The organism is Runella aurantiaca, assembly GCF_003339505.1.
Taxonomy (GTDB): domain Bacteria; phylum Bacteroidota; class Bacteroidia; order Cytophagales; family Spirosomataceae; genus Runella; species Runella aurantiaca.
On the sequence record NZ_QPIW01000006.1, the window covers coordinates 112,773 to 137,389 of the forward strand.

Sequence of the window (24,617 nt, forward strand, 5' to 3'; positions counted from 1 at the left end):
CTAGGTTTTTTTTGATGGGTATTATTAGAGGCAATCTACATCAATGGTTACATCTGCCCCTTTTAATGTTTTATCGGTCAGAATATCCGTCACTTTTTCGAGGATAAAAGTCTTTGCGGCCTTAAAATTAACTTTTTCGCGCTCGAGTTTTATAAGAATGTCAAACAAAAACCGATTTCGGATGCGTTCAACCAGCGGCGGCTGCGGTCCTAGCACCCGGTCTTCCCCCATTTTTTCCATTAAAAGATGGGTGAGTTTTTCGGCTCCTTGGCGCGCCACATTTTGCTCCAAATGCCTGACAGTCAATTTTATAAGCCTCGTAAACGGTGGATATTTGAATTGTTCCCGCTCCACAATTTCTTCGGCGTACATTCCTTCGTAATCGTTCGCAATAATTTTTTGTAAAATCTTTTGATTTGTGTTTCCCGTCTGAATTAATACCCGCCCTTTTCGGTCTGCCCGGCGTCCAGCCCGGCCGCTCACTTGCGTTATCAACTGAAACGCCCTTTCGGTTGAGCGTAAATCAGGAAAGTGAATCATCCGGTCGGCATCAAAAACGCCCACCATACTTACATTCTCAAAGTCAAGTCCTTTACTAATCATTTGGGTCCCCACCAAAATATCTACGTTGCCCTGCTCAATGTCCTCAATCATTTCTTTGTAGGCATTTTTGGCGCGGGTTGTATCCAAATCCATCCGGGCTACGCGGGCCGTAGGGAAGAAAATTTTGAGTTGATCTTCCAGCTTTTCGGTCCCGAATCCCACGGTGCGCACTTTGGTAGAACTACAACCCGGGCAAAATTTCGGAACCTCTTCTTTATGGCCGCAATAATGGCAGCGAAGCTCGGCGTCTTTTTGGTGATACGTCAAACTTACGGCGCAATTTTCACATTCGCCAATCCACCCACATTCTTCGCATTGTAGATAAGAAGAATACCCCCGACGGTTTTGAAAAATGATACTCTGTTCGTTTCGGGCCAACGTTTCGCGCAGTTCCTCCACCAAAACCGACGAAAATTCATACTTCATTTTTTTTGTTTTGCGCTCCTGTTTGGTATCAATCAGCACAAATTCGGGCATACTGGCCTTGCCGAAGCGCTCGGTCAATTTCACCAAACCGTAGCGGCCATTCAAGGCCTGATAATACGATTCCAAGGCGGGCGTGGCCGAACCCAACAGCACTTTGGCCTGCTGGTGTTGTGCGGCCACAATTGATACATCCCGGGCATGATAACGCGGCGCAGGGTCGTATTGTTTGTAGGAACTTTCGTGCTCTTCGTCAACGATGATTAACCCGAGGGCGTCGAAGGGCAGAAAAATAGCCGAACGCACACCCACCACCAACTGAAACTGCCCCGAGACGACTCCTTTCCAGACTTCTACGCGCTCATTGTCGGAAAATTTGGAGTGGTAAATGCCCAGTTTATCGCCGAAAACTTTTTTCAAGCGCACTACAATCTGGGTCGTAAGGGCGATCTCGGGCAATAAAAACAGCACCTGTGAGCCGCTTTCCAGTACTTGCTGGGCGAGGTGAATATATACTTCGGTTTTGCCGCTCCCCGTCACTCCGTGGAGCAGTACCGTATCTTTTTCCTGAAATAGATTAATAATCTCGTCAAATGCGCGTTGTTGCGCCGTCGTTAGTTTAATATTAACGCCCGCCGTAAAATCAGGTTTTACTTCTGCAAATCGCGACACGGTCACTTCAAATTCTTCAAAAACGCCTTTCTTTATCAGCGTACTCAATGCCGAATCAGAGATTTCTTCATTTTGGGTAAAAAAACTCTTTTCCAAGCCCGTACGATTGGCATACGGGTCATTTTGGATTGGCACCTGACTCATATAACGCATCACAACTTCCTGTTGCTTAGGTGTTTTGTCGAGTTGACCAATCAACTCCATCAGGTTTTCTCGGGTTTCGTACCGACCCGTCAGTTTCACTTTTTTCTGAATTTTGGGCTTATATTTTTCGCGTACTTCTTCGTACAAAATAACGGCCCGCTTGCCAATCAACGATTTGATGACGTGGTTGATGTTTTGATCACCTACCCGCTTTCCCACTTCTTCGTAGGTGAGGGATTGGTATTTTTTTATTTCTTCCAAAAGGGCGGCTTCCTCTTCGGTAAGCAGGTCAAAATACTCAAAATCAGGATTGTACTGAATTTTGGATTGGCTCGTAATCTTCAAGCCAGACGGAAGAGCTACGTTGAGCACCTCCCCTACGCTGCATAAATAATAATCGGCAATCCAGTTAAAAAGGGCGATTTGGTAAGGGGTCACCAAGGGCTCATCATCCAGTAGTTCACCAATGTATTTGGCCTGATAACGCGACGGCGGGGTGGTATGTATATGGGCCACAACACCCGTTACGACACGGTTTTTACCAAAAGGAACAACTACTCTAGCCCCGTTTTTGATGGCAGCGTTGAAAACTCTCGGAACACGATACGTAAACAATTGTCTCACCGGAACTGGCAAGATTAAATCCGCAAACAGCGTAACTTCTTCTAAACCAAAATCGTCATTTTCTGCAGTTAGCACTCTATTCTAAAGCCAAAGTTGAAAGCGCAAGATAATGCTTTCGTTAGATATTTTTAAGCATGTCAGGATATTTGACGTAAGGCCCTGTCCCTCGTCAAACGTTTACTACAATCTATCTCAAGTAAACATTCTCAAGTGCTTCCCAAATCAAAACGCCTCCGAATGCTAAACGCCTTTCTATAAACCAACAGCCAACAGCTATGATATGAGGGGAAGATAGATTATTCATTCGCCTACCCAATTTTTGCTACCTCTCTGGATAGTTTCTCTCATTTTAAGTACCCAATTAAAGCCTCCACTATCGAATGATTTTTGATCTGTTTTTCTAAAAACATCTTTATCCCAGAAAGTAAGGTCCAATCGTAACAAACGACCAAAATATATACCTCAAAGAACAAACCCTCTCTTTTTCAATAATTTACAAAAATGACAACAGCTCTGTAAATCAACAAAAACAAAAGCCTTGGCATCATATTTGTTAAAGTCGCTCTCCTGCATCTGACTTTGCTAAAGCTTATAAAAGACTGTTCATCAACAAAGAAAAATCAAAATCAACCCAATTGCCTCCCACAGAACTACTTCCTCTCACTTTTGACTCATTTACCACTACTTTTCACTTCTCCACTTTCGCACTACGGCTTATTTCCAAGCCAATCCAGCACAATGGCAGGGTATTTGAAACTATATAAACATGTCGAATAATGTACAATAATTTTACCTTTTTTGTCTAAAAAACTAAGAAAATGAAAATGTATTTTTTAGCCCTAAATGACAGAACATTCCTTAAATACCCTTTCTTGAAGCATATTTATCGATTTTTTAAAGCAAATAAAAACATATAACTACCTGTTTATCTGAATTTTATACAATTTAAATAATATACCTATTAGGTTTCATTGAACCATTTAACATTTACTTTCATCATGCGTCTATTGTCACCATGGGTTTGTTATACATCCCGAACTTTAAGAGCTCTCTTTGTTATTAGCCTATTAATTATGTCTTATAGTATAAAATGTGATGCTCAAGTGAGCGGAACAGTTTTCTACGATTTTGACGCAAATGGCATTCAAACACCCGTATCCCCCACCGAAGCAGGAGTTGCGGCGATTGGAGTACGTATCTTTGTGGGTGGCAATGTCTATCCCCTTATCACTCAAACCGACAAGTCTGGTCATTATACTTTTACAGCCCAACAGGTGCCCAGTGGTTCGGTTGCCCGGGTAGAGTTTTTCAATCTGCCCGAAACATTTTCTGTTAGTTCAGCAGGCCCTCAAAACGGTACAGAAGTTCAATTTGTGCAGGCTCCCGCACTTAATGTAAACTTAGGTATTTTCAATGATGACGAGTTCTGCAACGTAGACATTAATGCTCAAATTATCACGGCCTGCTACTCCATGGGCGACCCCCTCAAAAATGGAAGCGCTGGCGATGACCCTGCGCTTGTTTTATTTGATTACAATGCTGAAGGTGAAGGCGGAACTCCATCGGGCTCTCCTATGGAAAAACTAGCCAATGCAAGCACAATCGGATCTACTTGGATCGCCTCCTATCAGCGTTCATCCAACACTTTACTTGTCGGAGCCATCACCCGACGCCACGTAGGCCTCGGCCCGCTGGGTACAGGAGGTTTCTACTCCGTAGACCTCAATAACCGAGCGGTCTCCAATTTTATTGATGTCAAAACCATAGGCATTGATACTGGCCCCGACCCGCACATTGACCCTGCCACAGGACTCAATATACTTCCTGCCGACAAATTGGCCCGAAGCCGCGACTCACTGGCGTTTCATACTGCGGCGAAGGTAGGGATTGGCGGTTCGCAACTATCGATTTATCAGGACACCTTATTTTTAATTAATTTATACGACAGAAAACTTTACAGTTTTTCGGTTCAGAAACCGCTGAAAGCTCCCGCCAACATGGCAGAAGCACAAACCAAATCTTTTCAAATACCGCATCCGGGCTGTTCCAACAATGAATTTGTGCCCTGGGCGCTTAAATATTACCGTGGCAAACTCTACGTAGGCGTCGTGTGTACTGCCGAGACATCACAAAAGAAAAGTGATTTAAAAGCGGCTATCTATGAATTTGACCCAAAAAGTACTTCTTTTAAAAGCATCTTTGAATTTGGACTGGATTACCCTCGTGGAGCCATTGATTCTACACCAGGATGCGATGCTACCAACGGATGGCAACCTTGGACTAATGTTTTCCCAAAACAATGCAATTACCCCGCGGGGAGTCCCGATCCAGTTGCAGCATTTGCCATTTATCCACAGGCTATTTTATCTGATATTGAATTTGAGGACGACGGCTCATTGCTCATCGCCTTTATGGACCGTCTTGGCTTGCAAACTGGACAAGACCAACCCGGTATTGCCGTTGATGACACCTTGAACTATTATGGGTTCATGAGCGGCGATATAGTAAGAGCCCAATACAATGCCGATAGTACATATATCCTAGAAAACAACGGCAAATCTGGCGACTTGCAGGGGTGCGGCATCAATACAAACTCAGGTCCTGGTGGAGGCGAGTTTTTCTGCGAAGATTACTGGCTCAATGGTCTCAATGAAGTAGGCCACCAAGAAATTACGAACGGAGCAATGCTGAAAATAGCGGGCATACCAGAAGTATTGGTTTCAGCCATGGACCCCATACACGGCCTGTATTTATCAACTGGTTTTGTTGCCTACGACACCAAAACTGGTAAACGAAATCGAAGCTTTTCTGTTTATTCACTCAACCCAGGCTCATTAGGCAAGTCGGGTGGTGTAGGTGATTTAGCGAGAATATGCGACCCAGCTCCGCTTGAAATCGGCAATACAGTATGGTTTGATGCTAATAAAGATGGCATTCAGACGCCCAACGAAGCCCTCATTGACAATATTGTTATCACCCTCCACGACATGCAAAATGGTGGTATTGAAGTAGCCCGCGACACCACAGCCAACGGCGGACATTATTATTTCAATGACACAAACGTGCCCGGAAGATTAAAACGAAACCACGCCTACGAAATCCGGATTGACCTGAATCAGGAAATTCAAACGTCGGTGCTGGACACCATTCCTGCCAATGGAAGGCTACAAATACAAACTGTAAAACTCATTGATACTTTGACTATTTCGCCGCTACGGGTAACGGGAGATACGCAAAACATCCTTCGTGATTCGGATGCTGAGTTCAACATTGATTCGACCCAAGCTATTGTAAAAGTAATCACAGGCGATAACTCTCAAAACAACTTTACATTTGATATAGGCCTGACAATCAACAACATAATAGAAGAAAACAATGATTTAGAAATCACAAAACGGGTTGTCGGAAATTGCGTACATGAAGTAGGCGATGAAGTTATTTTTGAAATAGTGGTTCGCAATGTTGCTACAGCCTCAACGGCCATTGCCGATAGCGTAATGATAGCCGACACCTTGGTGAATAATTTAACCTTCATCAATTTCACCACCAGCAAAGGAACCTACGATTCCTCAACGCATCTGTGGGGGCCGTTCTCAATGCAGCCCGGCGAATCTGATACCTTGACCATTACGGCCAAAATCAATAGCTTCCAAGGCGGTTTTCTGAGCAATCAGGCAGAAGTAATCAAAGCAGTAGGAACCGATGTGGATTCAGAACCCAACAATTCCGACAAAACCGAAGATGATTATGCCATTGCCTATTTAAGTGTACCAATACCCATTTGTACCTCCCGCCAAGACACCCTGATTATAAAGGCCCCTGACGGTTTTACGTCTTATCAATGGTTTAAAGATGGGGTTGAAATCACAGGAGCAACTACCCAAACTTTGTCAGTACATGAATCTGGAAACTATACTGTTGAAGTAGACTCGGGGCAATGTCCAACCAACAACTGCTGCCCGATTGTCGTTAGAGAATATTGCGAATGTCCCGCCAGACCCTGCATTCCAGTCATTTTGAAAAAAATAAAAGCATCCCAAAGTACCTCCCCCTAACTAAACCAAGAGCGAAGCTGGACTTGCATATCAACTTACAAGTCTCGCTTCGCTCTTGGTTATTACTGATAAACGATACTCAAAAACTGATTTGACTGACCTCAATCATGGGAGTAGATTCAAAATCCAACATAGCATTGACCAACCGAACGTGGGTAAATGCGGGCAAATCCTCCACCCGAATTTTTTGTTCAACAATCACCCCTTCGCGTAATAGTTTCTCCCGTTTTGTTCCTTTTAGCAATGGTCTATCGGGGGTAACCCATTGACTGCCATCCCAAAATACCACGTTGGCATAAGACGTATCGGTGATTAATCCTTCTTTAACCATCAATACATCGTCGGCCTTGCCTCGTTTTTCAAAATTTTGTTGAAGAGTCACACGATTCTGAAATTTAAACCCATATTCAATCGCATCATCGACCACCAACAGCAGACTCTTAATCACGCGGGGCTGGTAAGCCTCAAATTCAATTTTTTCAATCTCACGGCCGTACGTTACCCGGCACTTATAAAGCCCTTGGGCTACCTCTTGCGGAATATCAATCAGTTGATTCAAATCCCACTCTTTCGTAGCGTCAAAACACGCTAATCTTGTACGATTGAGCCGTTCGTTATGATACAGAAGGTTTGACAATTGTCCATCAGCCAGACGAATTGTTTCAATACATAGGGGTAAATTCATGGACGAGGGGTAAATAAACTTTGTCAATCACTTCGCGGTATTCTGACTGCGCTTCGCTACGGGCGGTAAGGCCGCCGCCGCTTTTAAACACCAATCGATCATTTATCTTTTCAATGAACCGAATCAATACGCCGCTGTCCAGGTTTTCGCCGTCAAAAATACCCGCCACTCCCGTATAATAACCTCGTTCATAGCCTTCTACCTCCTGAATTATTTCAAGGGTGCGGGGTTTAGGTGCGCCGCTGATGGAGCCTGCGGGCAACAACTTAAACAACCAATCGCCCAGTGTTTCGCGCCAATCATCGGGCATCGTTCCCGCAATTTCGGAGCTGACCTGCAACAATGTTTTTTGGTTTGTCTCTATTTTGTCGATAAACCGATAGCGCTCTACCCATACTTTTTGGGCCACCATGCTCAGGTCATTGCGAATCAAATCCACAATCGTTGCGTGCTCGGCGGCTTCTTTTACATCCGCCAATATCCGTTCCTGCGCCAAAGGCAAATCAGCATCAATGGTGCCTTTCATCGGAAAAGACGCCACACGATTGCCGCGAACTTGCACAAAAATTTCGGGCGAAAAACACACAAATTTATCACGCCACCACAGGCGATATTTGGCTTTTGTCTGGTTAAAAATCGTCATTAAATCCAAATCAGTCGTTATTTCCGTACATACCGACAGATTTACCAAAAACGAATTACCTCGTTTTATCTGGTGAAGGACAAAATCAAATTTAGGGGAATACTGCTCAAATGAGAGTACACTTTTGTGGAATTGAGCGCGGGGGTGAGCGGGTTCCCCTTTTTTTGGGGTGTTGGTCAGGCCGTTGAATTCGTACAGCAATTCCTCGGCATTTACTTCATCCAAGCGTAAAACGACGGGGTGTTGGGCTAAAAAATCAATGATAAACAAAAACGGGATGCGCGCACGCCCGTATTCGTTCATTTGGTGGATGGCATCCAGCGGGGGGAGGATTGGTATCATTTCACCACAAAATTCATAACTTTCGTCAGCTTGTTCACGTTTATAAAGAAATTTTAACCGTTTTGGCACGTCAAAAATTCCAGTCAAGAATACTGTTTACGTTATTACAAACCCTTTTGCTGGGGTGTATGCTTGCGCAACGGGCTTTCTCTCAGCAAAAACGATTGAGTATTTTGCCTTTTCCAGCGGTGTATTATTCACCCGAAACGCGTTGGGCCTACGGCGCCGCCTTGGCCGCTACGTTTCGTTTCAAAAATGATTCCCTCCAAGCTCGTCCTTCGCAAATGAGTTTGGGCATTGTGTTTACCCAAGAGAAACAATCGCTTTACTATTTACCGTTCCAGTTGTTTCTCAAAAATGCGGGGTATTATTTCAATGGCGAACTCGGGTTTTATAAGTACAACTATTATTATTTCGGCATTGGCAATCAATCCGTGCCGAAGGAGCTTTTCGGGGTTGATTTTCCGCGCGTTCGGCTCAATTTTTTCAAAAAAATCTATCCTCATTTGTACGCAGGCGTTCGGTATCAATACGAAGATTATCGCATCACACAAACCGTTCCTAACGGCGAATTTGCTAGTGAGCGCGTTCCAGGCACGCCGCGCAGCATCACTTCGGGAGCGGGACTAGGTCTATTTTACGACACACGGGACATTGTTTTTTTTCCGTCAAAAGGCATTGCAGCCGACATTGCTTATTTCAACAATGCCCCTTTTTGGGGTGGAAATGCGCTTTTCAACCGCTTGACGGGCGATTTTTCAGGTTACCAAACCTTAGTTAAAAAAGTGGTTTTGGCAGGAAACCTATTCAGTAGTTTTACGTGGGGCAACGCTCCTTTTAATATGCTATCTGAACTCGGTGGCGGCAAACGAATGCGCGGGTATTATCAAGGCCGCCTCCGCGACGACAATGTTTTGCTGGCTCAGGGCGAAGTACGTTTCGGGATTTTCAAACGCTTCGGTGGCGTATTTTTTGGGTCAACAGCGGTGCTGGGCAACCAAAAAGACATTGTGCGGTGGCATGACCCTAAGTTTGCCTACGGCACAGGAATACGATTTACGGCCAATCGCCGCGACCACCTCAACATTCGGTTTGACTATGCCATTGGCCAAGACGGCGGCAATTTTTATTTCACCATCGGCGAAGCTTTCTGACAATATCTAATCAACAAAATTTACAAAGTAACTAAAAACCAATCAGTTGAATAAAAACAAACCCATTCAGTACAATCAACGGAAGCATTAAAATTTTATGCGTATATCGGTCATTATACCAACGTTCAACGAAGAAAAAAACATTACCAAACTGGTAAAATACCTCCAAGAAGAGGGCGGGGAAGCATTGGCCAATATCATCATAGTCGACGGCGGTAGCGAAGACAAAACCACCGAAATGGCTCGAAAGGCAGGTGCAAAAGTCGTAGTTTCACAAAAAAAAGGCCGTGCCGCTCAAATGAACTACGGAGCTAGTTTTGCCACGGGCCAAATTTTGTATTTCATTCACGCTGATGCACGCCCTCCCAGCGGTTTTGTCAACGATATTCAAAGCGCCATACGCGAAGGCTATCAATCGGGCTGCTATCGTTTCCGTTTTGATTCTGACAAAACACTGCTCAAACTCAACAGTTATTTAACGCGTTTGAACATTCTTTCGGCGCGCGGCGGCGACCAAACCCTGTTTATCACCCGCCCATTGTTTGATGAACTCTACGGTTTTGATGAATATTATGTCATCATGGAAGAATACGATTTGTTACGCCGATTGTGGAGAAAAAACCGAAGCGCGTTTAAAATCATCCCCAAAGAGGTTTGTGTATCGGCCCGCAAATACGACACCAACAGTTGGGCCCGCGTACAAGTAGCCAATCTGGTCGCCATGACCTTATTTCGGTTGGGGGCCAAACCAGCCCGCATTGCCGCCACGTACAAAAAAATGCTTCATTACCAATAACATACACGCCATTTTCTGGGCCACAGCTCCCGATAAATCAATTATCGCACGGCAGAAAGGGGTTTTTATTACATTTGTCTCCTCTACAAAAAAAACCAACCTTTATGCAAAAACCTACGTACCTACTTGCCTTAGCGGGCTGCCTTCTGCTAAGCTGCACGGCTTTTTCACAAGACTTTATTCCTGCTTATGACCGATTTTCGGGCAAGGAAACATCATACATCACCCTCGAAAACGGGACCAAACTTGAGGGCACGCTAGAAGACTTAGACCGCCGCAAAGGACTCATTGAAGAAGTGGTTATTAAAGATGCCAGTGGCAAAAAAATCACCCTCAAACCCGACCAAATCAAGTCCATGTACCTAATGCCCAGCGGACTTTCGAAACTCTCGACCAATATGGATGTGGGCACAAAAGTAAAAAAATGGGATGCACAATACATTGACAGTGAAATCATTAAAAAAGGCTACGCGTATTTTGAGAAGGCTAAGGTTGTCCTAAAAAAAGACCAAGAAATGCTGCTGATGCAGTTATTAAATCCTGGATTCAACAGCAAAATAAAGGTCTTTCATGACCCCTTTGCGGCCGAAACCATGCGCGTGGGTTTTGGTGGTATGACCATGGCCGGCGGCGACGACAAATCGTATTATGTACAGACGGGCGATTTACCCGCCAAAAAACTCAAGAAGAAAGAATACGAGGACGAAATCAAAGTAATGTACGCAAGCTGCCCTGCACTGGTAAAGAAAATCGGCGAAAAACTCCGCTGGTCGGAGTTTGCGAAGCACGTATATGAGTTTTCGTTTGAATGTCCATAAACCAATACAATACGTAGAGACGCAACATATATTGCGTCTCTACGTGGCCTCAACTATCTTTTTTTTGAGTTCATCTTCTTCTATTTCTATCTGATTATCAACCTGTTGACACCGAACCCCCAGCATAATCAAAACCTGCCCAACTTGACTGAATGCCTTCTGAGCGCCCGCCAAAGAGCGGTTAATGCGCTGTTGTACAATCCAGTCGGTAATCAGATTATCAAAAAATACATCCAAAAACCCTTCAACACTCGTCAGCTCCACGTCCAAATCAAGCGATTGCTTTATATCCGCCAATTCACGGCGAAAATTCAATTCATAATGCCGCAATGAGCTTAGGGTTTTGCGGACGTCCCCCAAACGCTGCTGCTTTACATAGCTACTCAACATCCCGCCCCCCATCACATCCAACGTACCCCAATTTTGGGTGCTTTTGAGTTGTCTAGTCAATAATTCCAAAATCTCTCGGTACAATTTTCCTGCTTCAAGTGCCTCCGAGATTTCCAATTTCTGTTTTTTCAACGCTTGCCACTGCGTATGCCGTTGTTTTAATGCCTGAGCGGCTGGGATAGGTTCGAGCAACAAAAGGGAAAGTTTGATTTCCAATTTAGCCTCCAACATTTCTTCGGCTTCATGGATTCTTTGCATTCGGATTTTCAGCCCTTCTACCTCCGCTTCACTGAGTGCCAACGATTGCCGCGCTTCATCGTATTTCAACTGCGCCATCAGTGCCTCCCGACGTTCTTTTTCCAACTTTTGGTCTTTGTTTCCCAGTATCGAATAAAACAAACCCACCAACGAAAGTCCTTCCAGCATCGTTATGTCGGCGCGTTCCTTTGCTAGTTGTTCTTGTAAATGAGTCAACTGCGCTTTTTGATATACGATTTTTGCTTCCATTTCAATCAAACGTGCTTCAACCCACTGCTTTTCTGCAATTTGGGTTTGCAGGTGTTGAAGTTCTTTGTTGAGACGAGTGTATTCTTCCATATTGGTTATTTTTTGCTCAAAATAACTCGTTTAAATCCGTTTACCCCGCTAACTTTGGGGCAAACGGATTCAACCAAAGAAGAACGGTCTTTTTATCTATTCAAACCAAATGAAAACATACATCGAACAAAACAAAGATAGATTTCTGAGTGAGTTGTTTGACTTGCTGCGTATTCCATCCGTCAGTGCTGACCCCAAATTCAAAGACGATATGCGCCGCTGCGCGGAGGCCGTGAAAGAATCCATCCTGAAAGCCGGGGCCGACTTGGCCGAAATTCACGAAACTCCCGGTCATCCGGTGGTGTACGGTGAAAAACTCATTGACCCAGCCCTGCCCACCGTACTAATCTACGGTCACTACGACGTACAACCCGCCGACCCGTACGAACTGTGGGAAACGCCTCCTTTTGAGCCTACCATCAGAAATGAGCGCATTTATGCGCGTGGCTCCTGCGACGACAAAGGGCAATTTTATATGCACATCAAGGCCCTCGAAACCATGGTGGCTACTGGCTCGCTGACCTGCAACGTCAAAATCATGATTGAAGGGGAAGAAGAAGTAGGATCCGACCATCTAGGAACTTTTGTGCGTGAAAACAAAGAAAAACTCAAAGCAGACGTAATTCTGATTTCAGACACCAGCATCATTGCCAACGATGTGCCTTCTATCGAGGTGGGCTTGCGCGGACTCACTTATCTGGAGGTAGAAGTGACAGGTGCCAACCGCGATTTACACTCAGGGGTGTATGGGGGTGCGGTGGCCAATCCCATCAACGTGCTGTGTGAAATGATTGCGTCGATGAAAGACGAAAACAATCATATCACCATTCCCGGATTTTATGATAAAGTACAAGAACTCAGCGCCGAAGAGCGCAGCCTGATGAACGAAGCTCCGTTTGACCTTGACGAATACAAGCGCGACTTAGCCATCGATGAGCTAGAGGGCGAGACAGGCTACACCACCATTGAGCGCACGGGCATTCGTCCTACCCTTGATGTAAACGGAATCTGGGGCGGCTACACTGGCGAAGGTGCCAAAACGGTGTTGCCTTCAAAAGCCTACGCCAAAATCAGTATGCGCCTCGTTCCCGACCAAAACAACGACGAAATCCTTGATATTTTTACCAAGCATTTTTTGTCGATTGCGCCGCCTTCGGTCAAAGTGGTGGTCAAACCTCACCACGGTGGACTTCCCTACGTCACACCCGTAGATTCGGTAGAATACAAGGCGGCCGAATTGGCCATGAAAGAAGCATGGGGCGGCAAGCAGCCCGTACCCACACGCGGCGGGGGAAGCATCCCCATCGTGGCGTTGTTTGAGCAGGAATTAGGCGTAAAATCAATCCTGATGGGCTTCGGACTCGACATCGACGCCCTCCATTCGCCCAACGAAAGCTACGGACTTTTTAACTTCTACAAAGGCATTGAAACCATTCCTTTGTTTTTCAAATACTATACCGAATTGAAAAAATAAGATTTTTTGGTAATGTCTATCCCTGACCGGGCTTTAAACATTATGCCGTTTATTTTTTCGTAAAAAGTTAGGATTGATAGAATAGCAAGAAATTTTATTCTGTCAATCCTAAGTCCTGTTTTTAGTTTAAACTCAATACATTTTACCTCTTTGAAGCAGCCAAATCTCCCAACTGTTATGAACTTCTTTGCCAAACATTACCAAACAAATTGGATTGTTTTTTGTCTGATTGCCTGTTTGATTATTGGAAGATGGCTTATCGTAAGCGAAGGCGAATACGACGAAGATGAAAGTACCTGGATTGCCTCGGCGCTCACGGTTTTGCAGTCGTCTGAAAAATGGTGGACCCTTTTCAACTACAGCGACAGCCGTCCTTTGACCGTCTTACCCTTGGTGGCCGCTGGCTTGTTAGGAATACAACAAGGATACCTGATGGCCAAACTCATCGGTGTGTTTTTCTGGGCGGGGAGTCTCTTCTTTTTATTCAAAGCATTTTCAGTATATATCAAGCCCAATAAGGCTGTATGGTATGTTTTGCCGCTAGCCCTCTATTTCGGCACCACCTGGAACCCTGGTTTTGTTTCTTACAATTCTGAGCATTTCTGCATTTTTTTATTGACGTTGGGTCTGTGGCTCTATTGTAAATTAGAAAAGACCGGGCACCTCAATGCGTGGAAAACTTGCCTACTCGGGTTCAGTCTTGGGCTATTACCATTTGCTAAATTTCAGGCCATTCCTTTGGGGCTAGTCACGGCAGGTTTTGCGTTGGGCCTCTTCATTTACAAAAAACAATGGCGGTACGTCGCGTTGTTGACCGCTGGCGGAATTTTCCCGACGCTTTTGGTCAACATTTTCTATTTTCTTCACAACGATATTAATTCATTTTGGCAGGATTACTTCTGGAATCTTTTCTTTTATTCGTACACCACCACGTTTTCAAAAGTCCCGCTTAGTGAGCGTTTTAATTTGGGCCGAGGGCTTCACTTTATATTTTACAGCAAACACGTCGCTCTTTATTTTTTGGGACAATTTACCTTGATTATCGGCGGGTTGATGAGTTTGATTATGTTTTCGCGAAAACAAGCAAATACTCCTTTTCGACTGATTACTTTCGGCTTTTTGTACTTACTAGCCGCCATTTATGCCGTACTACAATCGGGCAATATGTTTATGCACTATCTACTTTTCTTGGTAGTACCCTTGCTGTTTCTAACCTTTGTGGTCGTGGAGTTTCTCTCCACTAATCCTACCTTTGGAGTACGTTGGTTGCTTTTATTTGCGGGACTTCAAAGCATTGCCAATCTGCTGTCGTACCAGCATATTTATCACCGACAGCCCGAGTCCTCCATTACAGAAGCCCTAAAAAAACACCAACAAAAAGGGGATAAATTAGTGCTCTGGGGATGGGCCGACCGCTTTTTTTTAAGTACGGGTATGCCTCAGGGAATCAGAACCGCTCACACCTTCAATGCCTATCTGCCAGGCCCACACCAGCCGTATCGTCTGCAACAGGTCATCAAAGACATGGAAGACAATCGCCCCGCTTTATTTGTTGATATTGCCGTTCAACATTTATCATCACAATGCGACACTACTTACCGCCACTATCGTTTTCCAGCGTTAAAGACATATATTTCACAACATTACCAACTGGTTCAAACTGTTGACAGCGTCTTGATTTATCGAAGACGGGCGTCAACCTCAATGTAATAGGTATGTAAAAAATTCCTCAAAATTTTGCTACTTTGCAAACTCAACCCACCTAAGTTGAAACATATCTTTGTTTAACTAAAATTTTTTCCCAAAAAAGACAATTTTACCATGAGCGAAATCATAACCCGCTTTAAATCAGGAGTAGTAACGGGCGAAGGTGTCAGTGAAATCTTCCGTCATGCCAACGAAAACGACTACGCACTCCCCGCGGTCAATGTCGTAGGTACCAACTCCATCAATGCCGTATTGGAAACCGCCAAGAAAGCCAACTCCCCCGTCATCGTTCAGTTCTCCAACGGAGGCGGTATTTTCTACGCTGGCAAGAGCCTTTCAAACGCCAATCAACAGGCCGCTATTGCAGGTTCTATCTCGGGCGCGATGCACGTACACCAAATGGCTGAGTTGTATGGTATTCCAGTGATTCTGCACACTGACCACTGCGCAAAAAAACTATTGCCTTGGATTGACGGTTTGCTCGATGCGGGCGAAAAGTATTTTGACCAACACGGTAAGCCTTTGTACAGCTCACACATGTTAGACTTGTCGGAAGAGCCACTTGAAGAAAATATCGAGATTTGCGCCAAGTATTTTGAGCGCATGGCCAAAATTGGCATGACCCTCGAAATTGAATTGGGCGTAACAGGCGGCGAAGAAGACGGCGTTGATAACTCAGACGTAGACAGCTCTAAATTATACACACAACCTGCCGAAGTAGCACACGCGTACGAAGAATTAAGCAAAATCTCTAGTCGTTTCACCATTGCGGCGGCTTTCGGAAACGTCCACGGCGTGTACAAACCCGGCAACGTAAAATTGCAACCCATCATCCTGAAAAACTCACAGGATTATATTCAGCAAAAATACAACACCGGGGCACTTCCCGTCAACTTCGTATTCCACGGAGGTTCGGGCAGTACGCGAGAAGAGATTCGTGAGGCCATCCAATACGGTGCCATCAAGATGAATATCGACACCGATATGCAGTGGTCAACGTGGGAAGGAATCCTGAAATATTACAAAGACAAAGAAGGATACTTGCAAACACAGCTCGGAAATCCAGAAGGGCCCGATTCCCCCAACAAAAAATATTACGACCCACGCGTATGGCTTCGCAAAGGAGAAGAGAGTATGTCTCAACGCCTCATGGTAGCCTTTGAAGACCTAAATTGTATCAACAGATTGGTATAATTTATGGTGCGATTTTTGCACTAAAAAGGCGGTAGAAATTATTTTTTCTACCGCCTTTTTTCTTTTCTCAAATTTCATTTATTTTAGTGCATGAACGACCCTATACTCCAGTATTATTTACCCCATCAACTTTCTCCTAAACGACTCGACCGTTACTTGGCGTCAGGCTGGTTTCGGACGGTAAATATGCTGTTCAGAGCTAAGGTGACATGCTTCGACAACGATATTTGCGCGCCCATCAATATCCGCATAAAACTGTCAGAACACGAGCATTCCAAGCGTTTACGTAAGTTGTTGAGCCGCAATGAAAAACTTTTTCGGCACGAAATTCGCAAAGCGACCATTACGCGGGAGAAAGAAGAACTTTTTCACCAGCACCAACGCCGCTTTAGAAGTTTTTTGAGTAATTCTTTGGAAGAATTTCTGGTTTTAACGCCTCGTTTTGAGACCTACGAAGTGGCCGTTTACGACGACGACCGGCTTGTGGCCATCAGTTATTTTGACCAAGGCGAAAACAGTCTGATGAGTTTGTTGGGGCTTTTTGACCCTGGATATTCATCATACAGCTTGGGAATATATACCATGTTGCTCGAAATAGAATATTCCAAAGCGACCGACCGCCAGTGGTACTATCCAGGATACGTTCACGAGCGTCCTTCGATTTATGATTATAAACTTAGGCTTGGAAAAGCGGAAATTTATGACTGGAATACCAAGCGTTGGTTACGCCACGTTGACCCGCACAAACAACCTAACTGGGCCGATCATATCAAAAACCGAACCTTTGCCCTTGAGCAAGCTCTTGAAAGGGTAGGTATTGGGTTTCAGCGAAAAGTATACCTATTTTTTGGGTGGCACTATTTTAATTCCCTCTACGAGCAGCTTTTTCATTGCCCGCTGATGCTTCTTTTGCCCGATGGCCGGGCCGTGGCTTACGATGTGGAGAAAGACCAGTACATCTGTGCTAAGCTAGAAATTTATGTACCTTTCAGAGACATCCAAATGACCCTCGCCCCTGATTTTGACCCTTCGATGCACCACATTGACGTGATGCGCGTGGTGGAAATATCGCACAAAACCTCCAGCGCAGCCGATATGAGTCGGTTTGTGTGGGACACTACTTTCCCGCATCAGGAAGTGAGTTGGTGGGCCAAAACCCGTTTGATGAATTAAGTTTTACATATCTAGCCACTTTTTAAATACCTCCGCTTTTTCGCGGCTCACGTAGATATCGTCATCTTCTCTGTGGCGTAGTTTGATTTTCAGCCGTCCGTTGAAATGCGGCTCGATTCGCTCGATGGACGGCAATTGGGCTAGGTATTTGCGGTTGATTCGAAAAAAAAGCGCAGGATTCAGCTTTTGTTCCAATTCATCAAGCGTTTCGTCTACGTAATATTTTTTTTGTTCTTTCGTCACCAAAAATACGACCTTATCTTCGGCGTACAGGTAGGCCACATCGCCCGTTTCTACGATGTCAAATCGAGCACCTGCTTTCAGCAAAAATCGGGTTTTCCAATCCGTTTTTTGGCTCAGTAAAGCATCCAATGCTTTGCCAATTTGGGCCTGAGAAGTGGCTCCTTTTTGGGCTTTTAGCTTTTCCAGCGCGGCTTCTAATTCGTCTTTTTCCACTGGTTTGAGCAAATAATCTACGCTGTTTACTTTAAACGCCCGTATGGCGTACTCGTCGTAGGCGGTAGTAAAAATAATCGGCGCAGAGACATCGGCCTGTTGAAAAATCTCAAATGAAAGGCCATCGGCCAGTTGAATATCCATCAAAATCACATCGGGTTGCGGGTGTTCGTTCAACCACTTTACTGCACTACGTACACTTTCCAACTTGCCCAGAATTTCGGCCGTCGGCTCCAGTGATTTCACCAATGATTCGATACGTTTGGCCGCCAACGGCTCGTCTTCAAGAATTAATATTTTCATTTTGTGAGAATAAGTTCGTTTTATAGAGTTGATTCACAGCACTTTGTCAAACAAAAGGAATCTTAACTTCAAAGATTAGGTCGTCTTCGATTACTTGCACTTTTTGGGAGGTAAGCAAGGCATAGCGGCTTTTCAAGTTTTTGAGTCCGATACCCGTCGAATCGAGAAACTGCTTATTCTTGGGTTGGAAATTATTCCGCACCCCCACGCCATCCTGCACGGCGTATACTTCTACGTTGAGGGGTTTCTCGGAAGAACATTCATTGTGCTTTACGGCATTTTCGACCAATGTCAGTAGCCCTTGGGTCACGATTTGCCGGGGCCATTCGTCCTTCGGGACGTCAATGCGGTAGGATAAATTATCCCCAAAACGCATTTTATGAATAAAAAGATAAGCTTCCACAATCTTAAGTTCCGTTCCTAAATCCACCGTAACACGGTCGTTGTTCTGGAGATTGTACCGAAAAACCTTGGAAAGCCTTTCGACCAAATTGACGGCATTTTCGGGATCTTCGGGAATCAGAGCGCTCAAAATATTCAATGAATTAAACAGAAAATGCGGGTTTACCTGATTTTTGAGCGTGTCGTATTCGGCCTTCAACAACGCCTGATTGAGTTGTTGTTCTTTCAACAGAGAGCTTCGCCAACGGTCCACCAGCGCCCGAATCATGTAAACGGAAGTAAAGGCAAACGTCATCAGAATGTAAATCATCCCACTCGATAGGTACGCTCGCAAGGGATAGCGTTCACCTTTAAGTGTTTGCATCAAAAACATCATGCTGCTTCCCACCACAAGGGCCGTTGCCACCACACACAACGCATAGACTCCGAGCGTTTTTTGGACGGTCCAATCGGTTGCCTGACGAATGAGCAATGGCATCAAATAACTCTGCACCGACCCAATCATGAAAGAAGAAACCGTAATGGCAATCACCCATTCCCAACGAATTTCCCCCGTTTTTAGATTGGTATTCAAAAACAAGATAAGCAACGCACTGACCGACCAAGTAACTACTTCAACCCAGTTTACATTAATTTTCATGGAAGACTCACTTGAGAAAACATTCATTTGAAGCGAAAGTAAACGATTTATCTTTTTATTCGTGGTCAGTAAGCATTAAAAGTTGGCCGATGCAGCATCCCCCCAAATTTTTAGCCATCTCTAACCCTTTGATTTCACCACAAAGGAAGCCCAAGTAACACGTCCCAGAAATCAAATTCTGACGAAACAACGGATGACCAGAGTGAGGCCAATAAAAAAGGCGATGCAAACGCATCGCCCTCTCGCAAGATATGATTGTTGGGTGCTGAAATTTACAAAACCGTCACTACGCGCTGGGTTTCAACTTTCTGAGAAGTCAGGTTCAGTTTTTTCACCACGCGGTCTTTGCCCGAAGAAATTTCTAAGTGATACACGCCATCATTCAAGTCTTTCACGTTGATTTTGGCGGCATACGCTGTTTCTTTTTTGCCGATGGTTTCGGTAAAAAGCACCACTCCTTCTGTATTGCGCAAGGTGATGTATACTCGGTCGGTGGTGTTTTTCTTAATGGCGACACGGAGGTTGGCATCGGCAGAAACGTAAGTACTTGATTCAAAAGCGGGTACGGGGCGATTGTCTTTCGATTTTTCATCGGTTGGGTGAGCAAAAGCGACCGTAGTACCAAGCGCCAAAGCGCAAACGAGTGATTTGATGATTGTTTTCATGATTTTTGTTTTTAAAAATTGGCTGTTGTAATTGATATAAAAAAAAGGGAATTAATTTACGGTGATGGAGCGCTGCGTTTCCATTTTAGAAGACGACAGGTTTAGGCGTTTTACTACGCGGTCTTTGCCCGTCGAAATCTCCAGTTTATACGCGCCGTCGGTCAAGTCATTTACGTTGATTTTGGCGGCGTACGACATTTCATTTTTGTTAATAGTTTCGCTGTAGAGAACAGTGTTGCCTGCATCACGGAGTGTGATGTATACTCTTTCGGGGGCATTTTTCTTGACCGCTAACCGAATGGCCGCATCTTTGGTAATGTATGCACTCGTTTCAAAAGTAATGGCAGTACGGTTTTCCGTTTTTTTGTTTCCAACGGCTGGGGTATTTCCAGGATTAGCAACGACGGCGGTTGAGGCAAATGACAATGCACTTACGAGCAATATGGCGAACGATTTCATGGTCTTGATTAAATGGCTGTGATGTAAATTATTTGTTTAATTGGACACTACGCTGAAGAGCAACTTCTTCTGTAGAGGACTTGATGCTTACCTGCTTCTGAATCTTTTCGTTACCCGAAACAATCTCCAAAGTGTATTCTCCCTCTTTGAGATTGCTTACATCAAAGCGACCATCAAATTTTTCTGACTTCTTGGTCATAAATTCTTCATGGACTACATTTTTCTTAGCATCGCGCAGGGTAATGACTGCATTGTGGCCCGTGCCTTTGCGAACTGCCAACTGAATTTTGGATTCTTTGGTCGTAAATACGCCTATTTGCAAAGGCTTGGCTTTTTTGTCTTCGGTTGGATCTGATGCAAAAGCAACGGATGAAGTAAGCGCTAAAGCGCAGGCGAGCGAGGTGATGAGCGTTTTCATGATGTTTTGGCTGTGTTGCGGATCGCCGCACCGTTTTGTTTTGAATTGGCTGTTGTGATTAATTTGTTTTCTAATGCTGTAAGGTACTGATGCTGAACTACTGATTACTTTTTAATGGCTGTTAATTACTTGTGGTAAACGAGAACTGTTCTTAATGGCTGTTGGTATTTCTTTTCCTGAATGATGATACAAAGTTGCTTGTTTTATCTGGTACTATGCAATACAAAGTACATGAGAGGCACATAAACTGGATGAATGGCAAACTACCTTATGAACTTGGTTTGTGATGGAAGTGCGTAGAGCAAAAAATTGTTTTCATGACTGTAAGAAAATGTTTTTAAGATGGCTGTTAGTGAATACTTGCGTTGGTACAAAAGGTTACAAATAATTTTCAATGTATTTATTTCAAATGCTGTGCCAGTCAAAATAAAAGTAATAAACATTTAATAATCAGACAATTAATGTTTTTTACTTTTTAAACAACTGTCCGATTTCGAACACACTATTCAACAATTTCGGACAATCAGCATTCTTTTAAATCATGGGTAAACTTTGCTTTGCGACAAATACAACTTAATGATGCAAATGTATAATCAAACGTTGCATCAAAGAATAAAAAAGTGTTAAATCATCTTAAATAAGGGATGAAACGCACGAAATATCGTTCGGGACGTAGACAGCTTCGATTTATAATTTAAAAAAATCTACTTTTAGTGACACCCTAATCGACGTTATCCGCTGCGAAACGCCGGTCTCCTCCAACGACTCTCTAAATTATCGGCTCACGGCTGAATGGATTTACTCAAAAGTTTGTTAATGAAAAATTGGCCGGATAAAGCAGGCTAAAACAACAAGTAAAACAAATACATATCAAACCAATCATCGCGAGGCTTTGAACCTCGGTCAGATACAATTATGAGCAAACACGGACGCATTTTGGTCGCCATGAGCGGCGGCATCGACAGTTCACTGGCTTCAGTATTACTTCACGAACAAGGCTACGAAGTCATCGGCATGACCATGAAAACCTGGGATTATGCCGGTAGCGGAGGCTCCAAAAAAGAAACAGGCTGCTGCTCCCTTGATTCCATCAACGACGCCCGCACCGTGGCCGTTGAACTGGGCTTCCCTCATTACATATTAGACATCAGAACGGAGTTTGGCGATTACGTCATCGACCATTTTACGGGTGAGTACCTCGAAGGTCGCACGCCCAATCCCTGCGTTTTGTGCAATACCCACATCAAATGGGACGCGCTGCTGCGCCGCGCCGACCGCCTCGATTGTGAATTTATTGCTACTGGCCACTACGCCAATATGCGTCAGGAAAACGACCGATTCATTGTATCTAAAGGTATAGATACGTGGAAAGACCAAAGTTATGTACTGTGGGGGGTGTCGCAGGAAAGCCTGTCGCGGACAAAACTTCCGCTCGGGCATTTGCGCAAAACCGAAATTAGGGAAATGGCCAAAGAACGAGGGTTCATGGATTTGGTCAATAAATCAGAAAGCTACGAAATCTGTTTTGTGCCCGATAACGACTACAGGGGCTTTCTCAAACGTCGTATGCCTGAGCTTGAAAGCCAAGTAATGGGCGGCAATTACGTGATGCAAGACGGCACCGTCGTGGGCAAACATGAAGGTTATCCTTTTTATACCATCGGCCAACGCAAAGGCTTGGGCATTGCGCTGGGCTATCCTGTATTTGTGACCGAAATCCGCAAAGATACCAATGAAGTAGTTTTGGGAATTGACAAAGACCTCGAACGCGACGGCATGTACGTCTCAAAGCTTAATCTTCAAAAATACGCCCGTATCGAAGGCCCGCTAGAAACCGTGACCAAAGTCCGGTACAAGCACGAAGGTACACCTGCTACCATTATACAGGAAAGCGACGACCGCATTCAGGTGTTGTTTCATGACCCCGTCAGCGCCATTGCTCCCGGACAAGCGGCGGTTTTCTACGAAGGCGACGACGTAGTGGGCGGCGGCTGGATCAGCAAGAGCTTTAGGCAGTAGTGAAGAAAGTAGACGGTGGACAATGAATTTAAACTGTCCTTCGTCTACTTTTCAATGTCTAACTGTAGGTAGAAAGGTCAGACGATAGTCAGACTGTAACTGAAATTCATATAATCTCATTTTTTTCTTCTCAATATCCAATCTGGCTTTCAATCCAATCTAAGCCACGCATATACAGGGCTTTGGCGAAGTTTACCCTGTTATCAAAATCGGCGTAATCAGTACGACCGTTGTGCAAGTATTTTCGAATCAAGGCAGCATTTATTTCGGCCGTAGGCGATGCTATTTCGTCGTCGGTTTCCGTGCGAAATTGCTCAAAAGCAGGAAAATCATGCTCCAAACGCGTAAAAAATAAGTGACCGTTGGAATTACGTACTGCACACAGCAACCCGCTTGCTTTGGAAGTAGCAGGCGCAAGACTCCCTTCCAGCCCGCGTTTCAGCACCATTACCCCATCAAATCCTGCCATAAGGGCCAACTCCGCCATTTTCATCTGGTACGTAATATGAAATACCGACGTAACCAGAATACGGGCTCCGCACGGGTTTAAGACTTTTTCGAGGGTAGCCAAAAACGGGCGCTTAATCGTGGTTCGGCGACGCTCCACCCACTTGTCCAACGGGGGAGAGAGCGCTTTTTGGTCAAGCACCCACCCAAACGTCGGGTTCATTTCCAACAACTCATGATTATCCGCCAACAACCAACTGCCCAAATAAAGATACAGGTCGTGGGAATTGAAAGTATACTTCGGTCCAGAAGAGCGTCCGATGGCCGTGACGGCGTTGTAATTTCGTTCCTGAAAAAAATACGCCAGCAACGGAGTTATCATGTACGAATGTTCTACACCGTCGAAAGGCTCCGCTAATTGAACAATCGGAAATTTCGTTTTGACGTGCCGCTGAAAACCCGGCGCGTACGTGCTCATGACGGCGTTATGCAAGCCTTGGTATTCGTCATTTGTTTCATAACGAACCCGCAAAATGCTTACTGCCATCCCCCGAAACGTTTCGCACAGCTCGTCAGACATTAGGAAGTCGCCCAACTGATGCGCCTCCGATACTTGCAACGATTTTCCGTTCAACAACTTTACGCCAATCGGAAACAGGTGCTGAGGTAAATCAGGACACAGCTTATTGAGAAAAAAAACGGGATTACCAAACGCGTGCTTGCCAATGTACGCTTCCAGTTTGAGTTCTGCCTCAGTGGGGCCTTTCATCATCAGAGCGCCAAAAAACGCTCCTTTCTGTAGGTCATTGGCCTGACCGCCGTGCAATTCCTGCAAACACTCCTCCACCAACTCTGAAGAGAGTGGCTTGCTACCATGCTTGCCAATACCCGCCTGCTTAATTCCTTTGGCAAGCGCAGTATTCAAATTGTATTTTATAGCGAAATTAAGATCTGTCACAATTACTTAAAAATTACTTAGTTTAAAAAAACTAAAATTTCAATTTTTACAACTTTCAAACCTAAAAATAGTACTTTTTAAAAGAAACTTTTATAAAAAATAAAGAACTTTTAGATTTTAACCTAAAAAATGAATGTAATATTTGGAGAAAGTTCATTTTCAACATACCTTTAAGTAAAATTATTAAGCAGACAAGAAAGGCAAATATTATTCTGATAAAAATCAAAAGTAAATGTATAAACTTTTCTAATAATCTTTTTTTAAAGAACTATATTTTTTGATTAAGTTTTTTACAGGAATTTACCTTTACAGAAACACCTCTTTTTTAAATAGTACTTTTCAAAGAAATACATTCA

The 24,617-nt window shown here is 44.3% G+C and carries 19 protein-coding genes; 9 read left to right on the top strand and 10 right to left on the bottom strand.

The features are described from left to right. Positions 1 to 24: 24 nt before the first annotated feature. Positions 25 to 2,541: a replication restart helicase PriA gene (gene priA / locus DVG78_RS09810; protein ID WP_114460910.1), complete on the bottom strand. Its 2,517-nt coding sequence runs from the start codon at positions 2,539 to 2,541 to the stop codon at positions 25 to 27. A 998-nt stretch (positions 2,542 to 3,539) separates the two neighbouring features. On the opposite strand from priA, the gene DVG78_RS09815 reads away from it, so the two are divergent. Beyond that, positions 3,540 to 6,521, top strand: coding sequence for an SdrD B-like domain-containing protein (locus tag DVG78_RS09815; protein ID WP_158549996.1), 2,982 nt, complete (start codon positions 3,540 to 3,542; stop codon positions 6,519 to 6,521). 79 nt (positions 6,522 to 6,600) lie between these two features. On the opposite strand, the gene DVG78_RS09820 is transcribed toward DVG78_RS09815, so the two are convergent. Further along, positions 6,601 to 7,206 carry an aminotransferase class IV family protein gene (locus tag DVG78_RS09820; protein WP_114460912.1) on the bottom strand — a complete coding sequence of 202 codons (606 nt, stop codon included), beginning with the start codon at positions 7,204 to 7,206 and terminating at the stop codon, positions 6,601 to 6,603. Next, a complete protein-coding gene (locus DVG78_RS09825; RefSeq protein ID WP_114461023.1) occupies positions 7,184 to 8,191 on the bottom strand; it encodes an aminodeoxychorismate synthase component I in 1,008 nt (335 codons plus the stop codon). The genes DVG78_RS09820 and DVG78_RS09825 overlap by 23 nt, the downstream gene beginning before the upstream one ends. A gap of 62 nt (positions 8,192 to 8,253) precedes the next feature. Here DVG78_RS09825 and DVG78_RS09830 point away from each other — a divergent pair, with 62 nt between their 5' ends. The 3 genes from DVG78_RS09830 to DVG78_RS09840 all read left to right on the top strand — a co-directional run bounded on the left by DVG78_RS09830 (position 8,254) and on the right by DVG78_RS09840 (position 10,959). After that, on the top strand, positions 8,254 to 9,345 hold the full coding sequence (locus tag DVG78_RS09830; RefSeq protein ID WP_229598182.1) for a BamA/TamA family outer membrane protein: 1,092 nt from the start codon (positions 8,254 to 8,256) through the stop codon (positions 9,343 to 9,345). A 97-nt stretch (positions 9,346 to 9,442) separates the two neighbouring features. Next, positions 9,443 to 10,141 carry a TIGR04283 family arsenosugar biosynthesis glycosyltransferase gene (locus DVG78_RS09835; protein ID WP_114460914.1) on the top strand — a complete coding sequence of 233 codons (699 nt, stop codon included), beginning with the start codon at positions 9,443 to 9,445 and terminating at the stop codon, positions 10,139 to 10,141. A 104-nt stretch (positions 10,142 to 10,245) separates the two neighbouring features. Next, positions 10,246 to 10,959 carry a hypothetical protein gene (locus DVG78_RS09840; protein WP_114460915.1) on the top strand — a complete coding sequence of 238 codons (714 nt, stop codon included), beginning with the start codon at positions 10,246 to 10,248 and terminating at the stop codon, positions 10,957 to 10,959. A 39-nt stretch (positions 10,960 to 10,998) separates the two neighbouring features. Here DVG78_RS09840 and DVG78_RS09845 read toward each other — a convergent pair whose 3' ends face one another. Next, positions 10,999 to 11,946 (bottom strand): hypothetical protein, encoded by a 948-nt coding sequence (locus DVG78_RS09845; RefSeq protein WP_114460916.1) that lies wholly within the window; start codon positions 11,944 to 11,946, stop codon positions 10,999 to 11,001. Between the two features lie 109 nt (positions 11,947 to 12,055). On the opposite strand from DVG78_RS09845, the gene DVG78_RS09850 reads away from it, so the two are divergent. The 4 genes from DVG78_RS09850 (at position 12,056) to DVG78_RS09870 (ending at position 17,494) form a co-directional block, all read left to right on the top strand. After that, complete coding sequence (locus tag DVG78_RS09850; protein ID WP_114460917.1) at positions 12,056 to 13,420, top strand: dipeptidase; 1,365 nt, start codon at positions 12,056 to 12,058, stop codon at positions 13,418 to 13,420. A 177-nt stretch (positions 13,421 to 13,597) separates the two neighbouring features. After that, positions 13,598 to 15,130 (top strand): glycosyltransferase family protein, encoded by a 1,533-nt coding sequence (locus DVG78_RS09860; protein ID WP_114460919.1) that lies wholly within the window; start codon positions 13,598 to 13,600, stop codon positions 15,128 to 15,130. 111 nt (positions 15,131 to 15,241) lie between these two features. Continuing rightward, the gene (gene fbaA, locus DVG78_RS09865; RefSeq protein ID WP_114068929.1) at positions 15,242 to 16,321 is read left to right on the top strand and encodes a class II fructose-bisphosphate aldolase; all 1,080 of its coding nucleotides are present in this window, start codon (positions 15,242 to 15,244) and stop codon (positions 16,319 to 16,321) included. Between the two features lie 90 nt (positions 16,322 to 16,411). Next, a complete protein-coding gene (locus DVG78_RS09870; RefSeq protein WP_114460920.1) occupies positions 16,412 to 17,494 on the top strand; it encodes a GNAT family N-acetyltransferase in 1,083 nt (360 codons plus the stop codon). Positions 17,495 to 17,497: 3 nt separating this feature from the next. Here DVG78_RS09870 and DVG78_RS09875 read toward each other — a convergent pair whose 3' ends face one another. The 5 genes from DVG78_RS09875 to DVG78_RS09895 all read right to left on the bottom strand — a co-directional run bounded on the left by DVG78_RS09875 (position 17,498) and on the right by DVG78_RS09895 (position 20,837). After that, a complete protein-coding gene (locus tag DVG78_RS09875) occupies positions 17,498 to 18,253 on the bottom strand; it encodes a LytR/AlgR family response regulator transcription factor (RefSeq protein ID WP_114460921.1) in 756 nt (251 codons plus the stop codon). Between the two features lie 46 nt (positions 18,254 to 18,299). Next, on the bottom strand, positions 18,300 to 19,295 hold the full coding sequence (locus tag DVG78_RS09880; protein ID WP_158549997.1) for a sensor histidine kinase: 996 nt from the start codon (positions 19,293 to 19,295) through the stop codon (positions 18,300 to 18,302). 272 nt (positions 19,296 to 19,567) lie between these two features. Then, the gene (locus tag DVG78_RS09885) at positions 19,568 to 19,960 is read right to left on the bottom strand and encodes a T9SS type A sorting domain-containing protein (protein ID WP_114460923.1); all 393 of its coding nucleotides are present in this window, start codon (positions 19,958 to 19,960) and stop codon (positions 19,568 to 19,570) included. Positions 19,961 to 20,011: 51 nt separating this feature from the next. Next, on the bottom strand, positions 20,012 to 20,419 hold the full coding sequence (locus tag DVG78_RS09890) for a T9SS type A sorting domain-containing protein (protein WP_114068924.1): 408 nt from the start codon (positions 20,417 to 20,419) through the stop codon (positions 20,012 to 20,014). A 28-nt stretch (positions 20,420 to 20,447) separates the two neighbouring features. Beyond that, the gene (locus DVG78_RS09895) at positions 20,448 to 20,837 is read right to left on the bottom strand and encodes a T9SS type A sorting domain-containing protein (protein WP_114460924.1); all 390 of its coding nucleotides are present in this window, start codon (positions 20,835 to 20,837) and stop codon (positions 20,448 to 20,450) included. A gap of 915 nt (positions 20,838 to 21,752) precedes the next feature. Between DVG78_RS09895 and mnmA the strand changes: the two genes are divergently transcribed. Continuing rightward, positions 21,753 to 22,856 carry a tRNA 2-thiouridine(34) synthase MnmA gene (gene mnmA / locus DVG78_RS09900; protein WP_114460925.1) on the top strand — a complete coding sequence of 368 codons (1,104 nt, stop codon included), beginning with the start codon at positions 21,753 to 21,755 and terminating at the stop codon, positions 22,854 to 22,856. 130 nt (positions 22,857 to 22,986) lie between these two features. Here the strand turns inward: mnmA and DVG78_RS09905 are convergent, their stop codons facing one another. Next, complete coding sequence (locus tag DVG78_RS09905) at positions 22,987 to 24,228, bottom strand: anthranilate phosphoribosyltransferase (protein WP_229598183.1); 1,242 nt, start codon at positions 24,226 to 24,228, stop codon at positions 22,987 to 22,989. Positions 24,229 to 24,617 lie beyond the last annotated feature (389 nt).

What these genes read in the sequence shown, in the direction of transcription:
- DVG78_RS09870 (WP_114460920.1), top strand. Translation starts at nt 16,412, where the DNA reads ATGAACGACCCTATACTCCAGTATTATTTACCCCATCAACTTTCTCCT.
- DVG78_RS09820 (WP_114460912.1), bottom strand. Translation starts at nt 7,206, where the DNA reads ATGAATTTACCCCTATGTATTGAAACAATTCGTCTGGCTGATGGACAA.
- DVG78_RS09895 (WP_114460924.1), bottom strand. Translation starts at nt 20,837, where the DNA reads ATGAAAACGCTCATCACCTCGCTCGCCTGCGCTTTAGCGCTTACTTCA.
- fbaA (WP_114068929.1), top strand. Translation starts at nt 15,242, where the DNA reads ATGAGCGAAATCATAACCCGCTTTAAATCAGGAGTAGTAACGGGCGAA.
- DVG78_RS09815 (WP_158549996.1), top strand. Translation starts at nt 3,540, where the DNA reads ATGTCTTATAGTATAAAATGTGATGCTCAAGTGAGCGGAACAGTTTTC.
- DVG78_RS09835 (WP_114460914.1), top strand. Translation starts at nt 9,443, where the DNA reads ATGCGTATATCGGTCATTATACCAACGTTCAACGAAGAAAAAAACATT.
- DVG78_RS09880 (WP_158549997.1), bottom strand. Translation starts at nt 19,295, where the DNA reads ATGAAAATTAATGTAAACTGGGTTGAAGTAGTTACTTGGTCGGTCAGT.
- DVG78_RS09885 (WP_114460923.1), bottom strand. Translation starts at nt 19,960, where the DNA reads ATGAAAACAATCATCAAATCACTCGTTTGCGCTTTGGCGCTTGGTACT.
- DVG78_RS09850 (WP_114460917.1), top strand. Translation starts at nt 12,056, where the DNA reads ATGAAAACATACATCGAACAAAACAAAGATAGATTTCTGAGTGAGTTG.
- DVG78_RS09860 (WP_114460919.1), top strand. Translation starts at nt 13,598, where the DNA reads ATGAACTTCTTTGCCAAACATTACCAAACAAATTGGATTGTTTTTTGT.
- DVG78_RS09890 (WP_114068924.1), bottom strand. Translation starts at nt 20,419, where the DNA reads ATGAAATCGTTCGCCATATTGCTCGTAAGTGCATTGTCATTTGCCTCA.
- DVG78_RS09845 (WP_114460916.1), bottom strand. Translation starts at nt 11,946, where the DNA reads ATGGAAGAATACACTCGTCTCAACAAAGAACTTCAACACCTGCAAACC.
- DVG78_RS09875 (WP_114460921.1), bottom strand. Translation starts at nt 18,253, where the DNA reads ATGAAAATATTAATTCTTGAAGACGAGCCGTTGGCGGCCAAACGTATC.
- DVG78_RS09825 (WP_114461023.1), bottom strand. Translation starts at nt 8,191, where the DNA reads ATGATACCAATCCTCCCCCCGCTGGATGCCATCCACCAAATGAACGAA.
- DVG78_RS09840 (WP_114460915.1), top strand. Translation starts at nt 10,246, where the DNA reads ATGCAAAAACCTACGTACCTACTTGCCTTAGCGGGCTGCCTTCTGCTA.
- mnmA (WP_114460925.1), top strand. Translation starts at nt 21,753, where the DNA reads ATGAGCAAACACGGACGCATTTTGGTCGCCATGAGCGGCGGCATCGAC.